The following is an 18,785-nucleotide window of genomic DNA, read 5'->3' on the forward strand; positions in this document are numbered from 1 at the left end:
ATCCAATGCAAATAGGTATTTTTATCCCATGATTTTGGTTACAGGAGGTACGGGTTTAATAGGCTCCCATTTGCTATTCCAATTGGTGCAAGACGGAAAGTCGGTAAAAGCCACCTATCGTACCCAAAAATCTTTGGAAAAAGTCTCCAAGATATTTGATTACTACACAGACCAACCAAAATCGCTTTTAGACAAAATTACTTGGGTTCAAGCTGATATTACCGATGTAGGCTCATTGGAAAAGGCTTTTAAGGATGTGACCCATGTCTACCACTGTGCCGCATTGATCTCTTTTGACCCCAGGCAATTGGATCAACTCATACAAGCCAATTCCGAGGCCACTGCCAACATGGTAAATCTTTGCATTGCGAACGGGGTGAAAAAACTCTGTTATGTGAGTTCCATTGCTACCATTGGCCCGAGTGTAAAGGGAAAGATGGCCACCGAAGAAAATGAATGGAACGAAGCCAACGTTTCCGTCTATGGCCTTACAAAGCACGATGCCGAATTGGAGGTTTGGCGGGGAAGCCAGGAAGGTTTGGCAGTGGTAGTCGTGAACCCTGGAGTGGTTCTGGGTCCGGGTTTTTGGAAATCAGGTAGCGGTTCCTTTTTCACTTACGCGCAAAAAGGCAAAAGACATTTTATTCCCGGAGGAACTGGATTTGTCTCGGTCAATGATGTCACCAGGGCCATGACCCTATTGATGGATTCAAACTTCAACAATGAACGATTCATTTTAGTAAACGAGAACCTGACCTACTCCGAAATTTTTAAAAGAATATGTAATCGTTTGGGTGTAACCCCTCCAGATAAGCCCATCCCTTTTTGGATGCTGGAACTCTTTTGGCGTTGGGACGGATTGCGGAGCAAACTTAGAGGGAAAAGGCGACGACTCACGAAAAATATGGTTAAGGGCATGTACAGGAGGGAAATCTACAACAACACCAAAATAAAAAGGGCCTTGGATTTTACGTATGACAATCTAGATGAAACCTTGGATTTTTGTTGCGAGAAATTTAAATCCTAGTTCACTTCTTGCTCCTTTTTGGAGGTTTTTGAAAGGTTGGTGGAATCCCGTTTTTGCTTTCGAGCTTTTCGCACACTGTCGTTCTTTTTCTTGGTAACCCCTTCCATAGCATTTTTTCTTCGCTCCAATATGGCATCCACCTCTTCGTAAATGGCCTGGTATTCCAAGGGTACGGAAGCGTAGTATAGATCACTTTCCACAAACTGGACACTATCTATTCCGTGTTTGTCGAACAGGTATTCCATAATGGTGATTCCCTTGTATTCCAATATAGGTTCCAAATTGTCGCCTCCTGCTTTGAGCAATGCCAAATCATGGAAGATTTCAACCATTTTTTCCTTGGGAATCAGGTTATCCGGTTTTTCAATCACTGCTTCCCCACATGCCAACAGTAGAAGCCCTAAGCAGCAAAGAAACATACGCTTCATTATCATCTATTGAAAGTTAACCTTTTAGCCTTGCGTTCGGCGCTAAAATTACCTTGGTCAAATGCCAAATGACCATTGACAAAGGTCCGTACTATTTCAGAACCAAAAGTAACACCTTCAAACGGAGACCAGCCACATTTGTAAAGAATATTGGATTTTTTAACCGGATTTTGTGAATTTCGGTTCACTTGTACCAAATCGCCATAGTATCCTTCCCGAATAAAACCTCTTCGGTCCAAATCAAAAAGCTTTGCAGGATTGTGGCACATTTTTTCCACCATTTTTCCCAAACCTATTTTGCCTTCCTCTTCCTTTTGCAACATGGCCAAAAGTGCATGCTGTACCAGTGGCCCTCCTGATGGTGCTTTGGTGTACGGGTTGTTTTTTTCCTCCAAGGTATGAGGGGCATGGTCTGTGGCCACAATATCAATTCGGTCATCCAATAGTGCTTCCCAGAGTTTTTCCCTGTCTGCTGCCGTCTTGACCGCAGGATTCCATTTGATCAAGGTTCCCTTTTCATCGTAATCCTCATCTGAAAACCACAAATGGTGAATGCAGACCTCAGCCGTGATTCTCTTGTCTTCCAAGGGAATGGTATTGGTAAACAAATCGGTCTCCACGCCTGTTGAAACATGGAAAACATGAAGTCTTGCCCCTGTTTTTTTGGCCAAAGCAATAGCCTTGGAAGATGAAAGATAGCAGGCTTCACTACTTCGGATAACAGGGTGTAGTTTTATAGGGATGTCATCCCCATATTGCTGGGTGTAATGCGCCATGTTTGCGCGTATGGTTCCTTCATCCTCGCAATGAGCGGAAATCACCATTTCCGTGTTGGAAAAGATTTTTTCCAAAACCTCTTCATTATCCACCAACATGTTACCTGTAGAGGAACCTAAAAACAGTTTCACTCCCGTGCAAGCATTTTTGTCCAGACGCTTCAATTCCTCCAGATTGTCGTTGGTGCCCCCAAAAAGAAAGGAATAATTGGCAAAGGAATCCTTAGCCGCTACGGCAAATTTTTCTTCCAGTTTCTCAATTGTTGTGGTCTGGGGATTGGTATTGGGTTGCTCCATGAAGGTGGTAATCCCGCCCGCAACGGCTGCCCTACTTTCTGTGGCAATGGAACCTTTATGGGTAAGACCAGGCTCTCTAAAGTGCACCTGATCATCTATGATTCCTGGAAGCAAAAGGTCGCCCTTTAAATCTATGACCCGGGCATGTTCGTCAGAGATATCTGGATCGATCCGGGAAATCAATTCTCCATCCAAAAGTATGTCTGTCTCAAAAATCCGGTTTTCATTGACAACTTTGGCATTCTTTAATAAGGTCTTTGACATGCTAAAAACTCTTTTTGAAAAATATACTTCTGAACTTCATGGCAATCACACCAAAAATGGCCTCCCTGACAATGGAAGAATTCATCTTGGATTTACCATTGACACGATCGGTGAATATGATAGAGACTTCCTCAATCTTGAATTTTTTGAGATATGCTCGGTATTTCATTTCAATTTGGAAGGCGTAGCCAATAAATCGCACCTTGTCCAAATCAATGGTTTCCAACACTTTTCTGTGATAGCAAACAAAACCGGCTGTGGGGTCATGCACCTTCATTCCTGTGATGATCTTTACATAGAAGGAGGCCCCATAACTGAGTAATATTCGGAACAAGGGCCAATTCACCACATTGACGCCTTTTTTGTATCTGGACCCAATCGCAACGTCTGCCCCATTTAAGCAGGCTCTGTGCAATCGGGAAAGATCGGCAGGGCGATGGGAGAAATCCGCATCCATTTCAAAAATGTAATCGTAATCCCTTTGCAAAGCCCATTTAAAACCATGAATATAGGCTGTTCCCAGTCCAGACTTCTCTTTTCGGACTTCCAGAAACAGGCGCTCAGGAAATTGCTCTTGCAGTGTGCGTACGTTTTGTGCAGTGCCATCAGGGGAATTATCGTCAACCACCAAAACATGGAAGTTCTTTTTAAGATCAAAAACCGTTTTTATGATAGCCTCAATGTTCTCAATTTCATTGAAGGTGGGTATGATCACAATGCCATCTACCATTAGCGCACAATTAGAGTGCAAAAATAAGCTTTTCTGCTTAGCGGAAGGCTACAGTTTTAGCACTGTTCCAATTAAGGTATTTACCTTTATTTGTACCTTTGGGCCATCTAAACTCCAATTGATGACCCAAAAGTTTCCCAGGTTGTTTTATCTTCTTCTGGCCGCTCTTTTTGTTCTCAATCTCATTCAGGCATCCTTCACGGAACTCATTTTTGACGAGGCTTATTATTGGTATTATGCCCAAAATTTGGATTGGGGGTATTTCGACCATCCGCCCATGGTGGCCTTCCTGATTGAGATTAGCAGTTGGTTCTTTGATGGTGAATTGGGGGTTCGTTTCATGAGTTGCCTCCTGTCGGTTGGCACCTATGTGGTGTTATGGTCAGCAATTGATCATCCCAAGAAAAAGGAGTATGTATGGCACTTCTTCCTGCTGCTGTTCTCCATGACTTTGATGAACGCCTACGGTTTCTTTACGCTGCCGGACACTCCGTTGCTCTTCTTTACAGCCTTGTTTCTGCTGCTGTATAAAAAGTTTCTGGAAAACCCCACCTATTGGACAACCATTGCATTAGGCTTGGTCATGGCTGCTTTGATGTACAGTAAATACCATGCCGTTTTGGTCATCCTCTTTGTTTTTCTGTCGAATATAAAACTGGTGTTCAACGGAAAAGCGTGGTTGGCCGTGGTGGTGGCTCTATTGTGCTACGTTCCGCATTTTATGTGGTTGTTTGAGAATGACTTTGTTTCCATTAAATACCATCTTTTTGAAAGGCCCAATCAAGCCTATTCTTTTGAAAAATTCACCTTGGGATACATCCTTAATCTCGTGGCTATTTTTGGTCTCTTGTTCTATTGGGTATACTTTGCCTTGATCAAGGACAAAGAATCTGATAAATTTTCAAAGGCGCTTCGCTTTCTTACATATGGGGTTATCCTGTTCTTTTTTGTATCCAGTTTTAACCGAAGGGTACAGACCCAATGGGTAATCATCATTTCCATCCCCTTGGCCATGATTGCCTTTAAGCATTTGATTGAAAATGCCCAAAGTCGGAAATGGATGTTTAGAATGGGCATTGCCAGTGCCATTTTGATGTTCTATGCCAGGGCCTGGCTAATCCATCAACCCCTTTTACCCTTGGTTTATGAAGCCCATGGAAACAAGGCTTGGGTGAACAATCTGGATTCCAAATTAGGGGAAGCCACCGTAGTGTTTGAGAATTCCTATCGCAGGGCTCCCATGTATGAGTTTTATGCTGGAAAACCTTCTTTTTCCTTGAACAATGCCTTCTACAGAAAAAATCAGTATTCCATTGACGGTTCCGAAGAAAGAATGAGAGGTAAGAATATTGCCATGATATCCATGTACCGAAAGAGTGGTGATATCTCCTACACCAACGCTAAGGGAACGCAATTTTTTGGGGTTTTTATGGACGATTTTTATTCCCTTCGCAAATTGGCCTGCATTTCGGAAAAGAACACGGACAACGGGGAATGGAATCTAAAGGTTTATAATCCCTATCCCTTTGATGTTGCACTGGACAGTTTAAAATATGCTGTTGCCTACACGGATGCTTACAAGAAGGTCAGGGGTAGCCTACCACTTAAGGTAGAACCTGTAAACCCACAACAAACAATCCTTAAGTCGAAGGATACGGCTTACTATAAATTTCAATTCCCAAAGTCCGAAAAATTGGAAAATGCGGGCTATTTTAGGATTGGTTTGGGGTACGGAAGCCTAATCCCCGGACTGAATGGAACTCCCATAAAGATTGAAGATGGAACCCATTAGCAAAACGGTTGAATCATTGGATTGGATGACCATGGTGCTATTTTTTAGCATGATGGTGCTTGCCTTGGGAAAATATCTGTTCCAAAATAAGTTCCTGAATTTTATGATACTCCCGTTCAACAACAAGTACGTGGTCCTGTATAATAAAAAGGGAAGGCTTTTGAACTGGTTCCATATTTTATTGACGATTTTTCAATTGATCAATTTATCCTTGTTCCTTTTTTTGATACAAAAAACCTTTTACCCAATTGCGACCGAAGATTATCTGTACAGTTTCTTCATCATATTTGGCGCTGTGTTGTTGTTTCAGTTACTAAAAATGTTGCTGCAACTAGGGAAAGGGATTGTTTTTAATACCCAGGGAATGATCATAGATTTACTGTTCAACAAAACTTCCTACCTCAACCATAGCAGTTTGGTCATGTTTGTTGCCAATATTGCCTTGGTATACATATATAAGGACTCCCAGATTGCTATTTATGCGGCATTAATCTTAATTATTTCCATTAATGCCATAGGAATCTTCAAGCTGATGAAGAACCATCAAAAAGTCATAATTTCCCACTTTTTCTATTTTATTTTGTACCTTTGCACACTCGAAATTGCGCCCCTAGTAATAGTTGGAAGCTATCTAAAAGATTGAAAGCTTATGAAAGTAAAGACAATTTTGGTTTCCCAACCAGAACCCAAAATAGAAAATTCCCCCTATTCACGACTCATCGAAAAAGAAAAAGTAAAGGTAGATTTCAGACCTTTTATTCATGTTGAGGGAGTTCAGGCAAAGACCGTGAGGCAGCAGAAAATTGATCTCAACAATTTTACCGCCATCATCTTGACCAGCAGAAATTCTGTGGACCATTTCTTTAGAATAGCTGAGGAAATGCGATTCAAGGTGCCGGATACCATGAAATATTTTTGTCAGTCCGAAGCTGTGGCCTACTACCTTCAAAAGTATGTGGTCTATCGCAAGCGGAAAATTTATGTTGGTAAGCGAACCTTTCCTGAATTGGTTCCACTTATCAAAAAATACAAGGACGAAAAGTTCCTTTTACCTTCATCGGACACCTTAAAAGCGATTGTTCCACAAGCCCTTGATGAATTGGGAGTGGATTGGAAAAGAGGAATTTTCTACAAAACGGTTATCAGCGACCTTTCCGATCTTAGGGATGTTTATTATGATGTTTTGGTATTCTTTAGCCCATCGGGTATTGAATCCCTATTGAAAAACTTCCCGGATTTCGAACAGAACGATACACGCATTGCTGTATTTGGAAATAGCACAGTAAAGGCAGCTACTGACGCTGGTCTTCGAATAGACATTCAGGCACCTACTCCTGAAACGCCATCCATGACCATGGCTCTTCAGAAGTATATCACCAGTGTGAACAAATAAAAGAATACTACATTCTTAGCATAAAAAAAAGCCCCGATAAATCGGGGCTTTTTCTTTTAGAAGGCATATCGCTGCGGCCCTCCTCGTCTTATCTCTTCGCTGGCATAGGCCTCAAACTTCTTAAAGTTTTCCCGAAAAGCATTGGTCAGCTTGAATGCTGTTTTATAGTAAGCCTCATCATCGTTCCAGGTTGCCCGCGGACTTAGTACGCTGGTAGGCACGCCAGGGCATTCCCTGGGTTGTGCAACACCAAAAACAGAATGAATGTGGTATTTATCATAGCTATAAAGACCCAACTCCCCACTTAGAGCTGCACTGATCATGGCTCGGGTATATTTCAGCTCCATTCGTTTGCCCACCCCGTAAGGACCTCCGGTCCATCCAGTATTGATAAGCCAAACGTCTACTCCAGATTCCTGCATTTTCTTGCTCAACATTTCCGCATAAACCGCAGGGTGTAAAGGCATAAAAGGAGCCCCAAAACAGGCGGAGAATGAAGGTTGTGGTTCAACCACCCCAGCTTCTGTTCCAGCTACTTTTGCCGTATATCCGGAAATAAAGTGGTATGCCGCCTGGGCGGGAGTCAGTTTTGAAATGGGAGGCAAAACCCCAAAAGCATCGGCCGTTAAAAAGAAAATGTTCTTAACATTCTTTCCGATGGAAGGTTGCTGGATATTCTCAATATGATAAATAGGATAGCTAACCCTGGTATTCTGTGTGATGGAAGTGTCGGTAAAATCAACAACTCCTTGGTCATCCAAAATCACATTTTCCAAAATGGCACCTTGCTTAATGGCACCATAGATTTCAGGTTCCTTTTCCGCAGAAAGATCAATGACCTTGGCATAACATCCGCCTTCAAAATTAAATACGGAATTCCGGGCCGTCCACCCATGCTCGTCATCTCCGATCAGTTTACGGTTGGGATCCGTGGAAAGTGTAGTCTTGCCTGTCCCAGACAAGCCAAAAAATAAAGCGGTATCCCCATCTTCCCCAACATTGGCAGAGCAATGCATGGGTAAGGTATTTTTAAAGACCGGCAGAATGAAGTTCAACGCGGAAAAAATCCCCTTTTTGATCTCTCCGGTGTATCCAGTTCCGCCAATAAGGGCAATTTTTCTTGAGAAGTTGAGAATCGCAAAATTGTGTTGTCTTGTTCCATCAATCTCGGCATCAGCCATAAATCCCGGCGCGTTTACCACGGTCCATTCGGGATCAAAGGATTCCAATTCCTCCGCAGTTGGTCTTATAAACATGTTGTACGCAAACATGTTGGACCAAGGATACTCGTTTATTACCCGTATGTTGAGCTTGTAATCATCTTCCGCGCAGGCATAACAATCCCGAACAAAAAGCTCCTTTTCGTTCAGATAATTAATGACCTTGTCATACAATTTGTCAAATTTCTCCGGTTCAAATGGGATGTTGATGTTTCCCCACCAGATTTTTTCCTCGGTGATGTTGTCCTTAACGATAAATCGGTCCATAGGTGACCTACCGGTAAACTCTCCCGTATTGACCGCCAAGGCTCCTGAAGAAGCTTCCTTTCCCATTTTCTTTTCTATCGTCAGCCCGTGTAACTCCTTGGGAGACAACTGATAATGCACATTGTTGTGCGCTATTCCATACTGCTTTAACGAAATCGATTTCGTAACTGGTGTATAGGTATCCATTTTGATGTTTTAAAATTGGTACAAAGCTAGAAAAATCTAACTGCTACCAAACCAATTTTGTGATTAATTCCCTTATTTTTTAGCCAAAACGAAGTAAGCCAAAATGCCCCATGCAAAAATGAGAACAGTGCCCCCTAGAGGAGTCAATAACGCGATGGTTTTGAAGTCAAAAGCCACCAAACTATTAATGGACAATAAATAGATGGAACCAGAAAACAGGATGACCCCTATCAACACCAGCCTGAAAACCGTTTTTTGCTTTTTAAGATCCAGTGCGTTCCATATCCCTAAGAAAAGAAGCAAAAGGGCATGGTACATTTGATAGCGTACCCCGGTTTCAAAACTATCCACCGCATCCGCTGGCACCAATTTTTCTAGGCCGTGGGCGCCAAAAGCACCCAATACTATGGCCAATAAACCCATTACAATTCCACTCAACAATATTGTTCTGTTCATAACTTTATAACTATGTTTTTTTAGAAATATAACAATTTGATACCTTAGTAGCCGTTTTAATCAAAAGTAACCAAATCACATGGTCCGAACTATTTTGGTCGTTGGAGCCGGCAAGTCTACGTCGTATTTGCTGGATTATCTGCTTAAAAAATCAACAGAGGAGCAACTTAGGTTGATTATAGGTGATCTACGTCCAGAAAATATCCCAGCTGAGATTGCATCCCATCCCAATTGCGATGTTATCCAACTGGATATCCTTAATGATGATGCCAGAAAAAAAGCCATAGAAGTCTCTTCTTTGGTGATTTCCATGCTTCCTCCCCGTATGCATATCAAAATTGCCCAGGATTGTATCCTTTACAAAAAACATTTAGTCACTGCGTCTTATGTCAGCAAGGAAATTGAGGCCCTGGATGCCGAAGCCAAGAAAAATGGGCTGGTCTTCATGAACGAAATAGGCTTAGATCCCGGCATTGATCATATGAGTGCCATGGAGGTGATAGACCGTATTAGGGACAAGGGCGGAAAAATGTTGTTGTTCGAATCTTTTACCGGAGGTCTGGTCGCTCCGGAAAACGACTCCAACCTTTGGAGCTACAAGTTCACCTGGAACCCGCGTAATGTGGTGGTGGCGGCCCAAGGTGGTGCTGCTAAATTTATCCAAGAGGGATCCTATAAATACATCCCCTATCAGAAAATTTTTAGAAGAACAGAGTTGGTTGAAATTGAGGGTTATGGCGATTTTGAGGTATACCCTAATAGGGATTCCCTCAAATATCGGGAGGCCTATGGTTTAGAGGATGCCTTGACTCTTTTTAGAGGTACCATGCGGCGCGTTGGTTTCTCCAAGGCATGGCACATCTTTGTAATGCTGGGCATGACGGACGATACGTACGTGGTAGAAAATTCCGAAGGGATGTCCTACCGCGAATTTGTGAACCTGTTCCTTCCTTATTCGCCCACAGATTCGGTGGAACTGAAGTTGCGTCATTATCTCAAAATAGATCAAGATGACATCCGATGGGGAAAATTACTTGAACTCAATCTGTTTGACGATTCCAAGAAAATCCCGTTGAAAAATGCCACTCCGGCCCAAATGCTGCAGTACATTTTGGAAGATAGCTGGACCTTAAATCCAGACGAAAAGGACATGATCGTGATGTATCACAAATTTGGATACGAGTTGGACGGCAAAAAGAAGCAACTGGATGCCAATATGGTAGTGCTTGGCGAGAATCAGACCTTCACCGCTATGGCCAAGACGGTGGGTTTGCCCGTTGCCATGGCCGCACTGCAAATACTAAACAAAAAAATTGTCACTCCCGGGGTTCAAATTCCTATTGCCAAGGAAGTATATGGTCCCATACTTGAAGAACTCAAGTCCTATGGCATTCATTTTAACGAATACCAAGTGCCCTATTTAGGATATAATCCAGATTCCATAGGAAATTAGGTTTTTGTTGTTTTTAGGTATCTTTAGTTTCGAATAAGAAGCTTTTGATGAGAAACACAAACAAATCCTTTAAGATTGACGGTATAGATAAAAAAATCCTAAGGTTTTTGATGGAGGATGCGCGCAAGCCTATTTTGGAAATTGCAAGAAGTATTGGCATTTCCGGGGCAGCAATTCACCAGCGTCTTCGCAAACTGGAAAGTTCGGGACTTTTGTCTGGTTCCAAATTCATTATCAATCCAAAGGTATTGGGGTACACTACCATGGCCTACATCGGAATTTTCCTGGATAAAGCCATGTCCAATCCGCAAGCTGTAAAAGAGCTTGAAAAAATCCCTGAAGTACTGGAATGCCACTACACAACTGGAAATTGGTCCATCCTCATTAAAGTTTTGTGTAAGGATAATGAGCATTTGATGACTGTACTCAATAAAAAAATCCAACAAATTGAAGGAGTGTCCCGAACAGAAACTTTTATTTCACTCCACCAGCAAATCGACAGACAGATTTCCATTTAGGTCATTCATGAAACAATTTTTGTTTGCTTTTTTATTGGGACTCTCCATGTTCTGTTCATATGCCCAGCGTAGCTATGATCCCATGATTTATTCGCGCCAAATACAGGTGCAGCATGATAATGACTTCCTGGCATTGACAGACCGCTACTACTCTTCCGGGCTGTTTATCTCGTATCGAAAGTTGTTATCAAAAGGGATTTTTGGCGAGAATGAACAACTTGGTTTCAAACTTGGACAAGAGGTCTATACGCCGTCGCAAACCCAAAGCACCAATACAAACGTATTCGATAGGCCTTATGCAGGATTTACGGGAATTTGGACCAACTGGTCGCTAAGCAAGCAAAATCAGCTGTTTGAGGTGGAGTCCCTTTTAGGTTTTGTGGGGCCTGATTCTGGAGCGGGAGGATTGCAACGCTGGTACCACAGGGCCATTGCCATTTCGGATTCGCCCATTTGGGTGGAGGAACTACATAATAGTTTTCACACCAATCTATATGTGACCTATACCAAGGAATGGGAACTTGCTCCCAACCCTTTTGGCATCAGGTTGGCCGCACAGCCACAATTGGCAGTTGGATCTAGGGATATTTATGCCAGTAGTGAGGCCATTTTTCATTTTGGCAGACGTAATCCGATAAGCAAGAGCATTGCATTCAACCGCTTGGGCAGTAATGCCAGGGAAATCTACTTTGCCCTTAGGTTCATGTACAGGCAGGTATTTTACAATGGTCTGATAGAAGGTAATTTGTTTGGTGACAACTCGCCTGTATTGGGCATTCCAAAAAACAGCCTCTTCCGTATCGGGTTTGATTTCAACCATCGCTTTGATGTTCATGATTACCGCGTTGGGATTCGATATAATACGGCGGAAACCCCCAGTTCCAAATCCCATGCCTATATTGTGCTTGCCTATAGCCGTAGCTGGTAACAAGAAACCATACTTTTACCAAAGGTATTTGTATTCAATCTAAATAAAGATTATTTTTGCTCTTCCATGAGGGTAGTGTACCAATCCACATATTATACATTGTACCAATCTGAAAGCGAGCGCTGCTTTTATGTTGATTTTGTGCAAAAGACTGTAAAGATGTCCTTTTGTCAACTATTGGCTCTTCGACATAAAGTATTATCCATCCCCATTGAAGACCACTTTGACAGTGACCTGAACAAACACGGCTTTGAACTTTTGCAACTCTGCAACAAAGAACACCTCTTTATTCTCAATACCTTGGAGGTGTTGGATTTAAAATCACTTGTTGACCAGGGATTTGTTTTGCTTGGGGTATCCGCCAATTCGGAAGCGCTCTCCATGTAGATTAGTGCTGCTTATTTTTATTCAATCTAAAACTCCTTATAAATAAAGTACTTGGCCCATTAGCTAGGTTAATTTCCATACTTTTATAGTTGGATAATGAATTATTGACGATAAATCTATTTAGATGAAAGATATAGCTAGACAAGCAATGAGCATAAAGGTAGAATCCATGGATTTGCTCAACAGCCAAATCAAGATGGAAGCACATGCCTCGGCCACCTATTTGGCCATGGCTTCATGGTGCGAACAAAATGGTTTTTTTACCAGCGCCAAGTTCTTTTTCAAACAGGCCGAGGAAGAACGCGAGCATATGATGAAAATATTCAATTTTTTGATTGATGCAGGTGGTAGCCCTTACTCTCCTGAGGTGACCAATATCAATCACGACTACTCCTCCATTGTGGATGTTTTTGAGCACACATTGGATCATGAAATAGCTGTGACCAAATCCATTCACAATATTGTGATGAAAGCCAGAGAACTAGGTGACCTCACTACCGAAAGATTTTTGGACTGGTTCGTTATGGAACAGGTAGAAGAAGAAAACACGATCCGTGATATTCTTGATATGATTGCAGTGACCGGCACCGAAGGTGTAGGATTACAAGTCATTGATGATCATGTGGGGAATTGGATCAATTAACTAAATAATCTACCAAAAAGGAAACGGAGCCAAATGGCTCCGTTTTTTATTTTATGCTTATATAAAAGGTTAGTCCCTTCCGCCAAACACTTGGAAAGCCCAGTACACCAAGGAAGCCAAGGCTCCCAAAGCTGCTACCAAATAGGTTCTTGCCGCCCATTTCAAGGCGTCCTCAGCCCCAGCATATTCCTGTTGGCTCACCATGTTTTTTTGTTTCAACCAGGCCAAAGCCCTGTTGCTGGCATCATATTCCACTGGAAGGGTGATAAAACTGAAAATGGTGGCCATTCCCATCATTACCAAGCCCGCAACCGCAATATAAAATCCTATTCCACCAGCTGCACCAGTAGCTGCCATAAGGGCTATACCTCCAAACACAATCCATGTGGACATCCCTGAGGTAACACTCACCACGGGAACCAATTTGGAGCGCATGGTCAACCATTCGTAAGCTTGTGCATGCTGCACCGCATGGCCTACTTCATGGGCTGCTACAGCCGCAGCGGCAGCGTTTCTTTGGCTATACACCCCCTCACTTAGGTTTACAGTCTTGTTTTTGGGATTATAGTGATCCGTCAACATTCCTGCCGTGGAAATAACCTTCACATCTCGGATGCCGTGATCATCCAACATCTTTTGTGCTATCTCCGCTCCGCTCATTCCATTTCGAAGATGCACCTTGGAGTACTGCTTAAACTTGCTTTTTAATCGGCTGCTTACAATCCAACTGATCAAAGCTATTCCACCGATTAATATATAGTATGTCATCATAGTTTCCTGTTTTAGTCTTATAAAGATATCAACTCTAAAGCAAAAATCCAGCCAATCCAAAAAGCTGTCAATTTACTGACAAAATGTACGTAGGCTTAAAAGGAAATTATTTGTGCCGTAGTTTGAGAACCAGCATGCACACCACCAAAATACCGGTAACGGCATTGGCTAAAATAATGGCCAAACTGCTATGGTAAATCCCATAATACAACCAAAGTATGGTTCCAATAAGGAACGCACTATACATGGTAAATGAGATGTCCCTGGTAGATCTGGTCTTCCAAGTTTTGTACACCTGCGGTACAAAGGCACTGGTGGTCAGGCTGGCGGCGACCAACCCAATGATTTCAATGGTATCCATTATTGGTTATTAGGATATGGGCTATCCAGAACTATGTTTAACCCACAATATTTACAATCTTGCCCGGCACAACAATCACCTTCTTGGGCTCACGTCCATTCAATTGGGCCTGGGTTTTTTCATGAGCCATCACCACCGCCTCTATTTCATCCTTTCCCATGTCCAATGGCAACTCCAGCTTAAATCTCATCTTGCCATTAAAGGAAATGGGATACTCCTTGCTGTTTTCCACCAAATGCTTTTCATCAAATTTGGGGAATGCAGCTGTTGAAATGGATTCTTGGTGTCCCAATTTTTCCCAAAGCTCCTCTGCAATGTGCGGGGCATAAGGTGATACCAAAACTGCCAAAGGCTCCAATATGGCTTTGCTTTTACACTTTTGTGCAGTCAACTCATTCACACAGATCATAAAAGTAGACACCGAAGTGTTGAAAGAGAAGTTCTCTATATCTTCTTCTACCTTTTTAATGGTCTTGTGCAGGGTTTTTAAGTTGTCAGCTGTGGGTTGCACAGCTTCCTCCATAGTTGTGTACAACTTCCAGAGTTTTTTTAGGAACGAATGCACTCCAGTTATTCCAGCGGTATTCCAGGGTTTGGATTGCTCCAAAGGCCCTAAGAACATTTCATACAGCCGCAGCGAATCTGCTCCATATTCTTCACAGATATTATCTGGGTTGACCACATTGTATTTGGATTTGGACATTTTTTCGATCTCCCTACCTACGATATACTTCCCATCCTCCAAGATAAATTCCGCTTCCTGATAATCGGGTTGCCATTTTTTGAAAGCTTCAATATCCAATTCATCCGAAGCATTCACCAACGAAACATCAGCATGGATTGGAATCACATTTTTCCCATTGGTCAATCCTTTGGAATAAAGTGCATTGGAGTTCATATCCTTGTAAACAAAGGCACTGGTTCCTGTAATCATCCCTTGGTTGATCAGCTTTTTGGCATATTCCTTTTTGGGAGCAATCCCTTTATCAAACAGGAACTTCTGCCAAAAACGGGAATACAAAAGGTGTCCCGTAGCATGCTCACTTCCTCCTATATACAGATCCACATCCTGCCAATATGCAATAGCCTCATTTGAGTAAATAGCCTCATCATTCTGTGAATCCATGTAGCGGTTAAAATACTGGGAACTCCCTGCCCAACCAGGCATGGTGTTCAATTCCAATGGGAAAACCGTTTTGTCATCAATCAATTCGTTGGCCACCACAGTATTGGATTCGGTATTCCATGCCCAATGCGTAGCATTGCCCAAAGGTGGTTCCCCTGTTTCTGTGGGCAGGTACTTTTCCACTTCTGGAAGTTCCAAGGGCAGGTGCTCATCAGCAATCATCTGGGGCATTCCATCCACATAGTAGACCGGAAAAGGTTCTCCCCAATAGCGTTGTCTGCTAAAAACAGCATCCCGAAGTCGATAGTTTATTTTTCCCTCTCCCTGTCCAATTTTTTCCAATTCGTCAATGACCTTTCTTGTGGCTTCCTTAAAATTCAGTCCGTTCAAAAAGTCAGAGTTGCCAATAATGGTATTGGCCTTATCGGCAAAAGCCTCTTCGGAAATATCCACTCCTTCAAAAATATTGGGAATGGGAATATCAAAATGTTTGGCAAAATCGTAATCCCGTTGATCTCCGCAAGGAACGGCCATAACGGCTCCCGTACCATAGCTGGCCAACACATAATCCCCAATCCAGATAGGAATCGGCTCTTTGGTAAACGGATGCTCTGCATAAGCCCCGGTAAATACCCCCGAAATGGACTTTACATCGGCCATCCGATCTCTTTCAGAACGTTTTGCCGTGGCTTCCACATAGGCCTCCACTTCTGCTTTTTGTTCTGCTGTGGTAATCTTAGCTACCAGTTCATGCTCTGGGGCCAGGGTCATAAAACTGGTTCCAAATATGGTGTCCGGGCGTGTGGTGAATACCGCAATTTTGTAATCCTCGTTTTGTACGTTGAATTCGACATGTGCGCCCTCAGAGCGACCGATCCAGTTGGTTTGCGAATCTTTTAGCGGTTGGGGCCAATCAATGCTGTCCAATCCATCCAGCAAACGTTGGGCATAAGCGGTAATCCGCATGCTCCACTGGGTCATTTTTTTACGGATCACAGGGTGTCCTCCCCGTTCCGAAACCCCATTCACAATTTCATCATTGGCCAAAACCGTACCCAATGCGGGACACCAATTCACCTCGGTATCCGCCAGATACGTCAATCTATACTGCAAAAGTATTTCCTGTTTGGTCCTATCCGAAAATCCAGCCCAATCCTTAGATCCAAATTCTTGTACGTCATCATCACAAACGGCCTGGACTTTGGTGTTACCTTCTTTCTCAAAAATGGAAACCAAAGTGGAAATATCTTCGGCCTTATCGGATGTTTTGTTGTACCAAGAATTAAACAACTGGATAAAAACCCATTGGGTCCACTTGTAATATTTAGGATCCGATGTTCGCACTTCCCGACTCCAATCAAACGAAAACCCAAGTTGGTCCAACTGCTCCCTATACCTTTTGATGTTGGCTTCCGTGGTAATGGCAGGATGCTGACCTGTTTGTATGGCATATTGCTCCGCAGGAAGACCAAAGGAATCATAGCCCATGGGATGCAGCACATTAAACCCATTGTGCCTTTTGTAGCGGGCATAGATATCACTGGCAATATATCCCAGGGGGTGTCCAACATGCAATCCGGCCCCGGATGGATAAGGAAACATATCCAAAACATAGTATTTGGGCTTGTCAGAATTGTTGGAAGCTTTGAACGTTTGGTTCTCGGCCCAGTATTTTTGCCATTTGGCTTCTATCTCCCTGAAATTGTAATCCATGGTCTTCGCGTCATTTTCGAATTGCAAAAATAGCTTTAATCCCCTAATTACGATTTACTTTTCTATTTTTACATACTGATTTTCCCATATGAGCCAATATATTGAACGATATCAGCGCAGAAGGCTAATTTCCTCATACTTTTCCGTGGTTTTAAGCATTGCCTTGGTGCTATTTTTAGTAGGGGTTTTAGGACTATTGGTCTTGAACACCAAAAAACTCGGGGATCATTTTAAGGAACAGATCACCATTTCCGTATTCTTAAAGGACAATGCCAAAGCTGTGGAAATTGAGCAATTGCAAAAAAGCTTGGCCCTGGCAGACTATACAAAATCTGCTCATTATGTTTCCAAAGAAGATGCCGCAGAACAGTATAGCGAGGACATTGGGGAGAATTTTGTGGAATTTTTGGGCTATAATCCGCTAAAAAATTCGATAGACGTCAACCTTAAGGCAGATTTTGTATCTCCCAACCAGATAGAGGAAATTGCATCGGATATCAATACCAAAACGTATGTGGAAGAGGTGAGCTATGACAAACCGTTGATTTCATTGCTCAATGATAATGCGCGTAAAATCAGTATCTGGATTTTGGTGGCCAGTGCCGTTTTTACCGCTATTGCGGTCTTATTGATCAACAGTTCCATCCGGCTTTCCATTTACTCCAAACGATTTATCATTAAAACCATGCAAATGGTTGGGGCTACCAAAAAGTTTATTAGAAAGCCCTTTATCTGGCAAAACATTAGACTGGGCATGTTGGGTGCCACCTTGGCGTTGATTGCCTTGGGAGTGGTCCTGTATTATGTGAACACAAATTTCCCAGAGTTGAATATCTTCCAGGACGTACTGGTTCTGGTTCTTTTATTTGGAGGTGTCTTCGGTCTCGGGGTCATCATTTCTTGGGGCAGCACCCATATTGCCACCCAACGGTTCTTAAATCTGAGAACGGACGATCTTTATTATTAACTTTACAATATGAGTAAGAAAAGTAAGAAAGCAACAAACGCAAACAGACCTTTTATCTTCCAAAAGAAAAACTATGTGTTTCTCTTTATAGGTCTGGCTTTTATTGCCCTTGGGTTTATCTTGATGAGCGGTGGTGGCAGCGACGACCCCAATGTTTTCAATCCCGATATCTACAGCTTTAGAAGAATACGCTTGGCACCCACTTTGGTGCTCATAGGTCTTGGAATACAGGTCTATGCCATTTTGTTGAACCCTAACAAAAACAAAAAATAGTTTGGAGTTAATCGATGCGATTATCCTTGGTATTATTCAAGGACTTACCGAGTTTTTACCTGTATCTTCAAGTGGACATTTAGAATTGGGCAAAGCCATTTTAGGCGCGGAATCTCTTCCAGAGGAGAGCTTGTTGTTTACCGTGGTGCTTCATTTTGCCACCGCACTGAGCACCATCGTGGTTTTTCGGAAAGATGTATGGGAAATTATTCGGGGGCTTTTTCAGTTCAAATGGAATGAAGAAACCCAGTTTTCCCTGAAAATCATCATTTCCATGATTCCTGCAGCGCTTGTTGGCTTTTTCTTGGAGGATTTTCTAGAGGTCTTTTTTGATGGTGCCATCATCATTGTGGGCATTATGTTGCTGATTACCGCCATCCTACTCTATTTGGCCGATTTAGCCAAGACCACGGATAAGGGAGTGTCTTACCGCAGTGCTTTTGTAATTGGCATGGCGCAGGCCGTTGCCATTTTACCAGGTATTTCCAGAAGTGGCGCCACCATCTCCGCAGCCGTTCTATTGGGCGTGGATAAGTCCAAGTCAGCCCGATTTTCTTTCTTGATGGTAGTACCCTTGATTTTGGGGAAAATGGCCAAAGACATCTTAAGTGGTGAGATAGATTTTGTTGGGGATCAAGCCGTTGCCATGGGAGCAGGTTTTATTGCCGCATTTATCGCTGGTTTGGCTGCCTGTACCTGGATGATCAAATTGGTTCGGCAAAGTAAGCTTACCTATTTTGCCATTTATTGCTTGATCATAGGTCTTATTGCCATAGCTTGGAGCATTTGGGGATAGCCTTTCCATAACG

Annotated in this window: 20 protein-coding genes; 12 read left to right on the forward strand and 8 right to left on the reverse strand. The window is 42.7% G+C overall.

Going from position 1 to position 18,785, the window contains the following annotated elements; all coding sequences use genetic code 11:
- The first annotated feature begins 28 nt into the window (after positions 1-28).
- The gene (locus ACOOE0_RS03315) at positions 29-1,027 is read left to right on the forward strand and encodes an NAD-dependent epimerase/dehydratase family protein (protein ID WP_420401053.1); all 999 of its coding nucleotides are present in this window, start codon (positions 29-31) and stop codon (positions 1,025-1,027) included.
- On the opposite strand, the gene ACOOE0_RS03320 is transcribed toward ACOOE0_RS03315, so the two are convergent.
- The 3 genes from ACOOE0_RS03320 to ACOOE0_RS03330 are packed head-to-tail and all read right to left on the reverse strand — an operon-like array spanning position 1,024 to position 3,522.
- Entirely contained in the window at positions 1,024-1,455 is a 432-nt protein-coding gene (locus ACOOE0_RS03320) for a DUF4296 domain-containing protein (protein ID WP_420401054.1), read from the reverse strand. The two genes, ACOOE0_RS03315 and ACOOE0_RS03320, sit on opposite strands and share 4 nt — an antisense overlap.
- A gap of 2 nt (positions 1,456-1,457) precedes the next feature.
- Positions 1,458-2,792: a dihydroorotase gene (locus tag ACOOE0_RS03325; protein ID WP_420401055.1), complete on the reverse strand. Its 1,335-nt coding sequence runs from the start codon at positions 2,790-2,792 to the stop codon at positions 1,458-1,460.
- Between the two features lies 1 nt (position 2,793).
- Positions 2,794-3,522, reverse strand: coding sequence for a polyprenol monophosphomannose synthase (locus tag ACOOE0_RS03330; RefSeq protein ID WP_420401056.1), 729 nt, complete (start codon positions 3,520-3,522; stop codon positions 2,794-2,796).
- A 121-nt stretch (positions 3,523-3,643) separates the two neighbouring features.
- Between ACOOE0_RS03330 and ACOOE0_RS03335 the strand changes: the two genes are divergently transcribed.
- The 3 genes from ACOOE0_RS03335 to ACOOE0_RS03345 are packed head-to-tail and all read left to right on the forward strand — an operon-like array spanning position 3,644 to position 6,707.
- Complete coding sequence (locus ACOOE0_RS03335; RefSeq protein ID WP_420401057.1) at positions 3,644-5,314, forward strand: ArnT family glycosyltransferase; 1,671 nt, start codon at positions 3,644-3,646, stop codon at positions 5,312-5,314.
- Entirely contained in the window at positions 5,301-5,957 is a 657-nt protein-coding gene (locus ACOOE0_RS03340; protein WP_420401058.1) for a DUF4271 domain-containing protein, read from the forward strand. The genes ACOOE0_RS03335 and ACOOE0_RS03340 overlap by 14 nt, the downstream gene beginning before the upstream one ends.
- 6 nt (positions 5,958-5,963) lie before the next feature.
- Positions 5,964-6,707: a uroporphyrinogen-III synthase gene (locus tag ACOOE0_RS03345; RefSeq protein WP_420401059.1), complete on the forward strand. Its 744-nt coding sequence runs from the start codon at positions 5,964-5,966 to the stop codon at positions 6,705-6,707.
- Positions 6,708-6,763: 56 nt separating this feature from the next.
- Here the strand turns inward: ACOOE0_RS03345 and pckA are convergent, their stop codons facing one another.
- The gene (pckA, locus tag ACOOE0_RS03350) at positions 6,764-8,380 is read right to left on the reverse strand and encodes a phosphoenolpyruvate carboxykinase (ATP) (RefSeq protein ID WP_420401060.1); all 1,617 of its coding nucleotides are present in this window, start codon (positions 8,378-8,380) and stop codon (positions 6,764-6,766) included.
- 72 nt (positions 8,381-8,452) lie between these two features.
- Positions 8,453-8,836, reverse strand: coding sequence for a DUF423 domain-containing protein (locus tag ACOOE0_RS03355; protein ID WP_420401061.1), 384 nt, complete (start codon positions 8,834-8,836; stop codon positions 8,453-8,455).
- Between the two features lie 79 nt (positions 8,837-8,915).
- Between ACOOE0_RS03355 and ACOOE0_RS03360 the strand changes: the two genes are divergently transcribed.
- The 5 genes from ACOOE0_RS03360 (at position 8,916) to ACOOE0_RS03380 (ending at position 12,765) form a co-directional block, all read left to right on the forward strand.
- Positions 8,916-10,289 carry a saccharopine dehydrogenase family protein gene (locus ACOOE0_RS03360; RefSeq protein WP_420401062.1) on the forward strand — a complete coding sequence of 458 codons (1,374 nt, stop codon included), beginning with the start codon at positions 8,916-8,918 and terminating at the stop codon, positions 10,287-10,289.
- Between the two features lie 47 nt (positions 10,290-10,336).
- Positions 10,337-10,807: an Lrp/AsnC ligand binding domain-containing protein gene (locus tag ACOOE0_RS03365; RefSeq protein WP_420401063.1), complete on the forward strand. Its 471-nt coding sequence runs from the start codon at positions 10,337-10,339 to the stop codon at positions 10,805-10,807.
- Positions 10,808-10,814: 7 nt separating this feature from the next.
- Positions 10,815-11,735: a lipid A-modifier LpxR family protein gene (locus tag ACOOE0_RS03370; RefSeq protein WP_420401064.1), complete on the forward strand. Its 921-nt coding sequence runs from the start codon at positions 10,815-10,817 to the stop codon at positions 11,733-11,735.
- A 66-nt stretch (positions 11,736-11,801) separates the two neighbouring features.
- Positions 11,802-12,122 carry a hypothetical protein gene (locus ACOOE0_RS03375; protein WP_420401065.1) on the forward strand — a complete coding sequence of 107 codons (321 nt, stop codon included), beginning with the start codon at positions 11,802-11,804 and terminating at the stop codon, positions 12,120-12,122.
- A gap of 124 nt (positions 12,123-12,246) precedes the next feature.
- Positions 12,247-12,765, forward strand: coding sequence for a ferritin (locus tag ACOOE0_RS03380; protein ID WP_138837569.1), 519 nt, complete (start codon positions 12,247-12,249; stop codon positions 12,763-12,765).
- Between the two features lie 69 nt (positions 12,766-12,834).
- Here the strand turns inward: ACOOE0_RS03380 and ACOOE0_RS03385 are convergent, their stop codons facing one another.
- The 3 genes from ACOOE0_RS03385 to leuS form a co-directional block, all read right to left on the reverse strand.
- On the reverse strand, positions 12,835-13,536 hold the full coding sequence (locus ACOOE0_RS03385) for a zinc metallopeptidase (RefSeq protein WP_420401066.1): 702 nt from the start codon (positions 13,534-13,536) through the stop codon (positions 12,835-12,837).
- Between the two features lie 106 nt (positions 13,537-13,642).
- On the reverse strand, positions 13,643-13,897 hold the full coding sequence (locus ACOOE0_RS03390) for a SemiSWEET family sugar transporter (protein ID WP_420401067.1): 255 nt from the start codon (positions 13,895-13,897) through the stop codon (positions 13,643-13,645).
- Positions 13,898-13,934: 37 nt separating this feature from the next.
- Positions 13,935-16,736, reverse strand: a complete 2,802-nt coding sequence (gene leuS, locus ACOOE0_RS03395) for a leucine--tRNA ligase (RefSeq protein ID WP_420401068.1) — start codon at positions 16,734-16,736, stop codon at positions 13,935-13,937.
- A gap of 88 nt (positions 16,737-16,824) precedes the next feature.
- On the opposite strand from leuS, the gene ACOOE0_RS03400 reads away from it, so the two are divergent.
- The 3 genes from ACOOE0_RS03400 to ACOOE0_RS03410 are packed head-to-tail and all read left to right on the forward strand — an operon-like array spanning position 16,825 to position 18,772.
- Positions 16,825-17,703 (forward strand): cell division protein FtsX, encoded by an 879-nt coding sequence (locus tag ACOOE0_RS03400; protein ID WP_420401069.1) that lies wholly within the window; start codon positions 16,825-16,827, stop codon positions 17,701-17,703.
- Between the two features lie 9 nt (positions 17,704-17,712).
- Positions 17,713-17,976 carry a DUF3098 domain-containing protein gene (locus ACOOE0_RS03405; RefSeq protein ID WP_420401070.1) on the forward strand — a complete coding sequence of 88 codons (264 nt, stop codon included), beginning with the start codon at positions 17,713-17,715 and terminating at the stop codon, positions 17,974-17,976.
- A 1-nt stretch (position 17,977) separates the two neighbouring features.
- Entirely contained in the window at positions 17,978-18,772 is a 795-nt protein-coding gene (locus tag ACOOE0_RS03410; RefSeq protein ID WP_420401071.1) for an undecaprenyl-diphosphate phosphatase, read from the forward strand.
- Positions 18,773-18,785 lie beyond the last annotated feature (13 nt).

Source organism: Flagellimonas sp. (assembly GCF_965215805.1).
Taxonomy (GTDB): Bacteria; Bacteroidota; Bacteroidia; order Flavobacteriales; family Flavobacteriaceae; genus Flagellimonas.

Bases quoted from the DNA above. Each gene is read 5' to 3' on its own strand.
- ACOOE0_RS03390 (WP_420401067.1), bottom strand. From the start codon at position 13,897: ATGGATACCATTGAAATCATTGGGTTGGTCGCCGCCAGCCTGACCACC.
- ACOOE0_RS03370 (WP_420401064.1), top strand. From the start codon at position 10,815: ATGAAACAATTTTTGTTTGCTTTTTTATTGGGACTCTCCATGTTCTGT.
- ACOOE0_RS03355 (WP_420401061.1), bottom strand. From the start codon at position 8,836: ATGAACAGAACAATATTGTTGAGTGGAATTGTAATGGGTTTATTGGCC.
- ACOOE0_RS03335 (WP_420401057.1), top strand. From the start codon at position 3,644: ATGACCCAAAAGTTTCCCAGGTTGTTTTATCTTCTTCTGGCCGCTCTT.
- ACOOE0_RS03385 (WP_420401066.1), bottom strand. From the start codon at position 13,536: ATGATGACATACTATATATTAATCGGTGGAATAGCTTTGATCAGTTGG.
- ACOOE0_RS03365 (WP_420401063.1), top strand. From the start codon at position 10,337: ATGAGAAACACAAACAAATCCTTTAAGATTGACGGTATAGATAAAAAA.
- pckA (WP_420401060.1), bottom strand. From the start codon at position 8,380: ATGGATACCTATACACCAGTTACGAAATCGATTTCGTTAAAGCAGTAT.
- ACOOE0_RS03315 (WP_420401053.1), top strand. From the start codon at position 29: ATGATTTTGGTTACAGGAGGTACGGGTTTAATAGGCTCCCATTTGCTA.
- ACOOE0_RS03345 (WP_420401059.1), top strand. From the start codon at position 5,964: ATGAAAGTAAAGACAATTTTGGTTTCCCAACCAGAACCCAAAATAGAA.
- ACOOE0_RS03340 (WP_420401058.1), top strand. From the start codon at position 5,301: ATGGAACCCATTAGCAAAACGGTTGAATCATTGGATTGGATGACCATG.
- ACOOE0_RS03330 (WP_420401056.1), bottom strand. From the start codon at position 3,522: ATGGTAGATGGCATTGTGATCATACCCACCTTCAATGAAATTGAGAAC.
- ACOOE0_RS03380 (WP_138837569.1), top strand. From the start codon at position 12,247: ATGAAAGATATAGCTAGACAAGCAATGAGCATAAAGGTAGAATCCATG.
- ACOOE0_RS03400 (WP_420401069.1), top strand. From the start codon at position 16,825: ATGAGCCAATATATTGAACGATATCAGCGCAGAAGGCTAATTTCCTCA.
- ACOOE0_RS03325 (WP_420401055.1), bottom strand. From the start codon at position 2,792: ATGTCAAAGACCTTATTAAAGAATGCCAAAGTTGTCAATGAAAACCGG.
- ACOOE0_RS03405 (WP_420401070.1), top strand. From the start codon at position 17,713: ATGAGTAAGAAAAGTAAGAAAGCAACAAACGCAAACAGACCTTTTATC.
- ACOOE0_RS03375 (WP_420401065.1), top strand. From the start codon at position 11,802: ATGAGGGTAGTGTACCAATCCACATATTATACATTGTACCAATCTGAA.
- leuS (WP_420401068.1), bottom strand. From the start codon at position 16,736: ATGGATTACAATTTCAGGGAGATAGAAGCCAAATGGCAAAAATACTGG.
- ACOOE0_RS03360 (WP_420401062.1), top strand. From the start codon at position 8,916: ATGGTCCGAACTATTTTGGTCGTTGGAGCCGGCAAGTCTACGTCGTAT.
- ACOOE0_RS03320 (WP_420401054.1), bottom strand. From the start codon at position 1,455: ATGAAGCGTATGTTTCTTTGCTGCTTAGGGCTTCTACTGTTGGCATGT.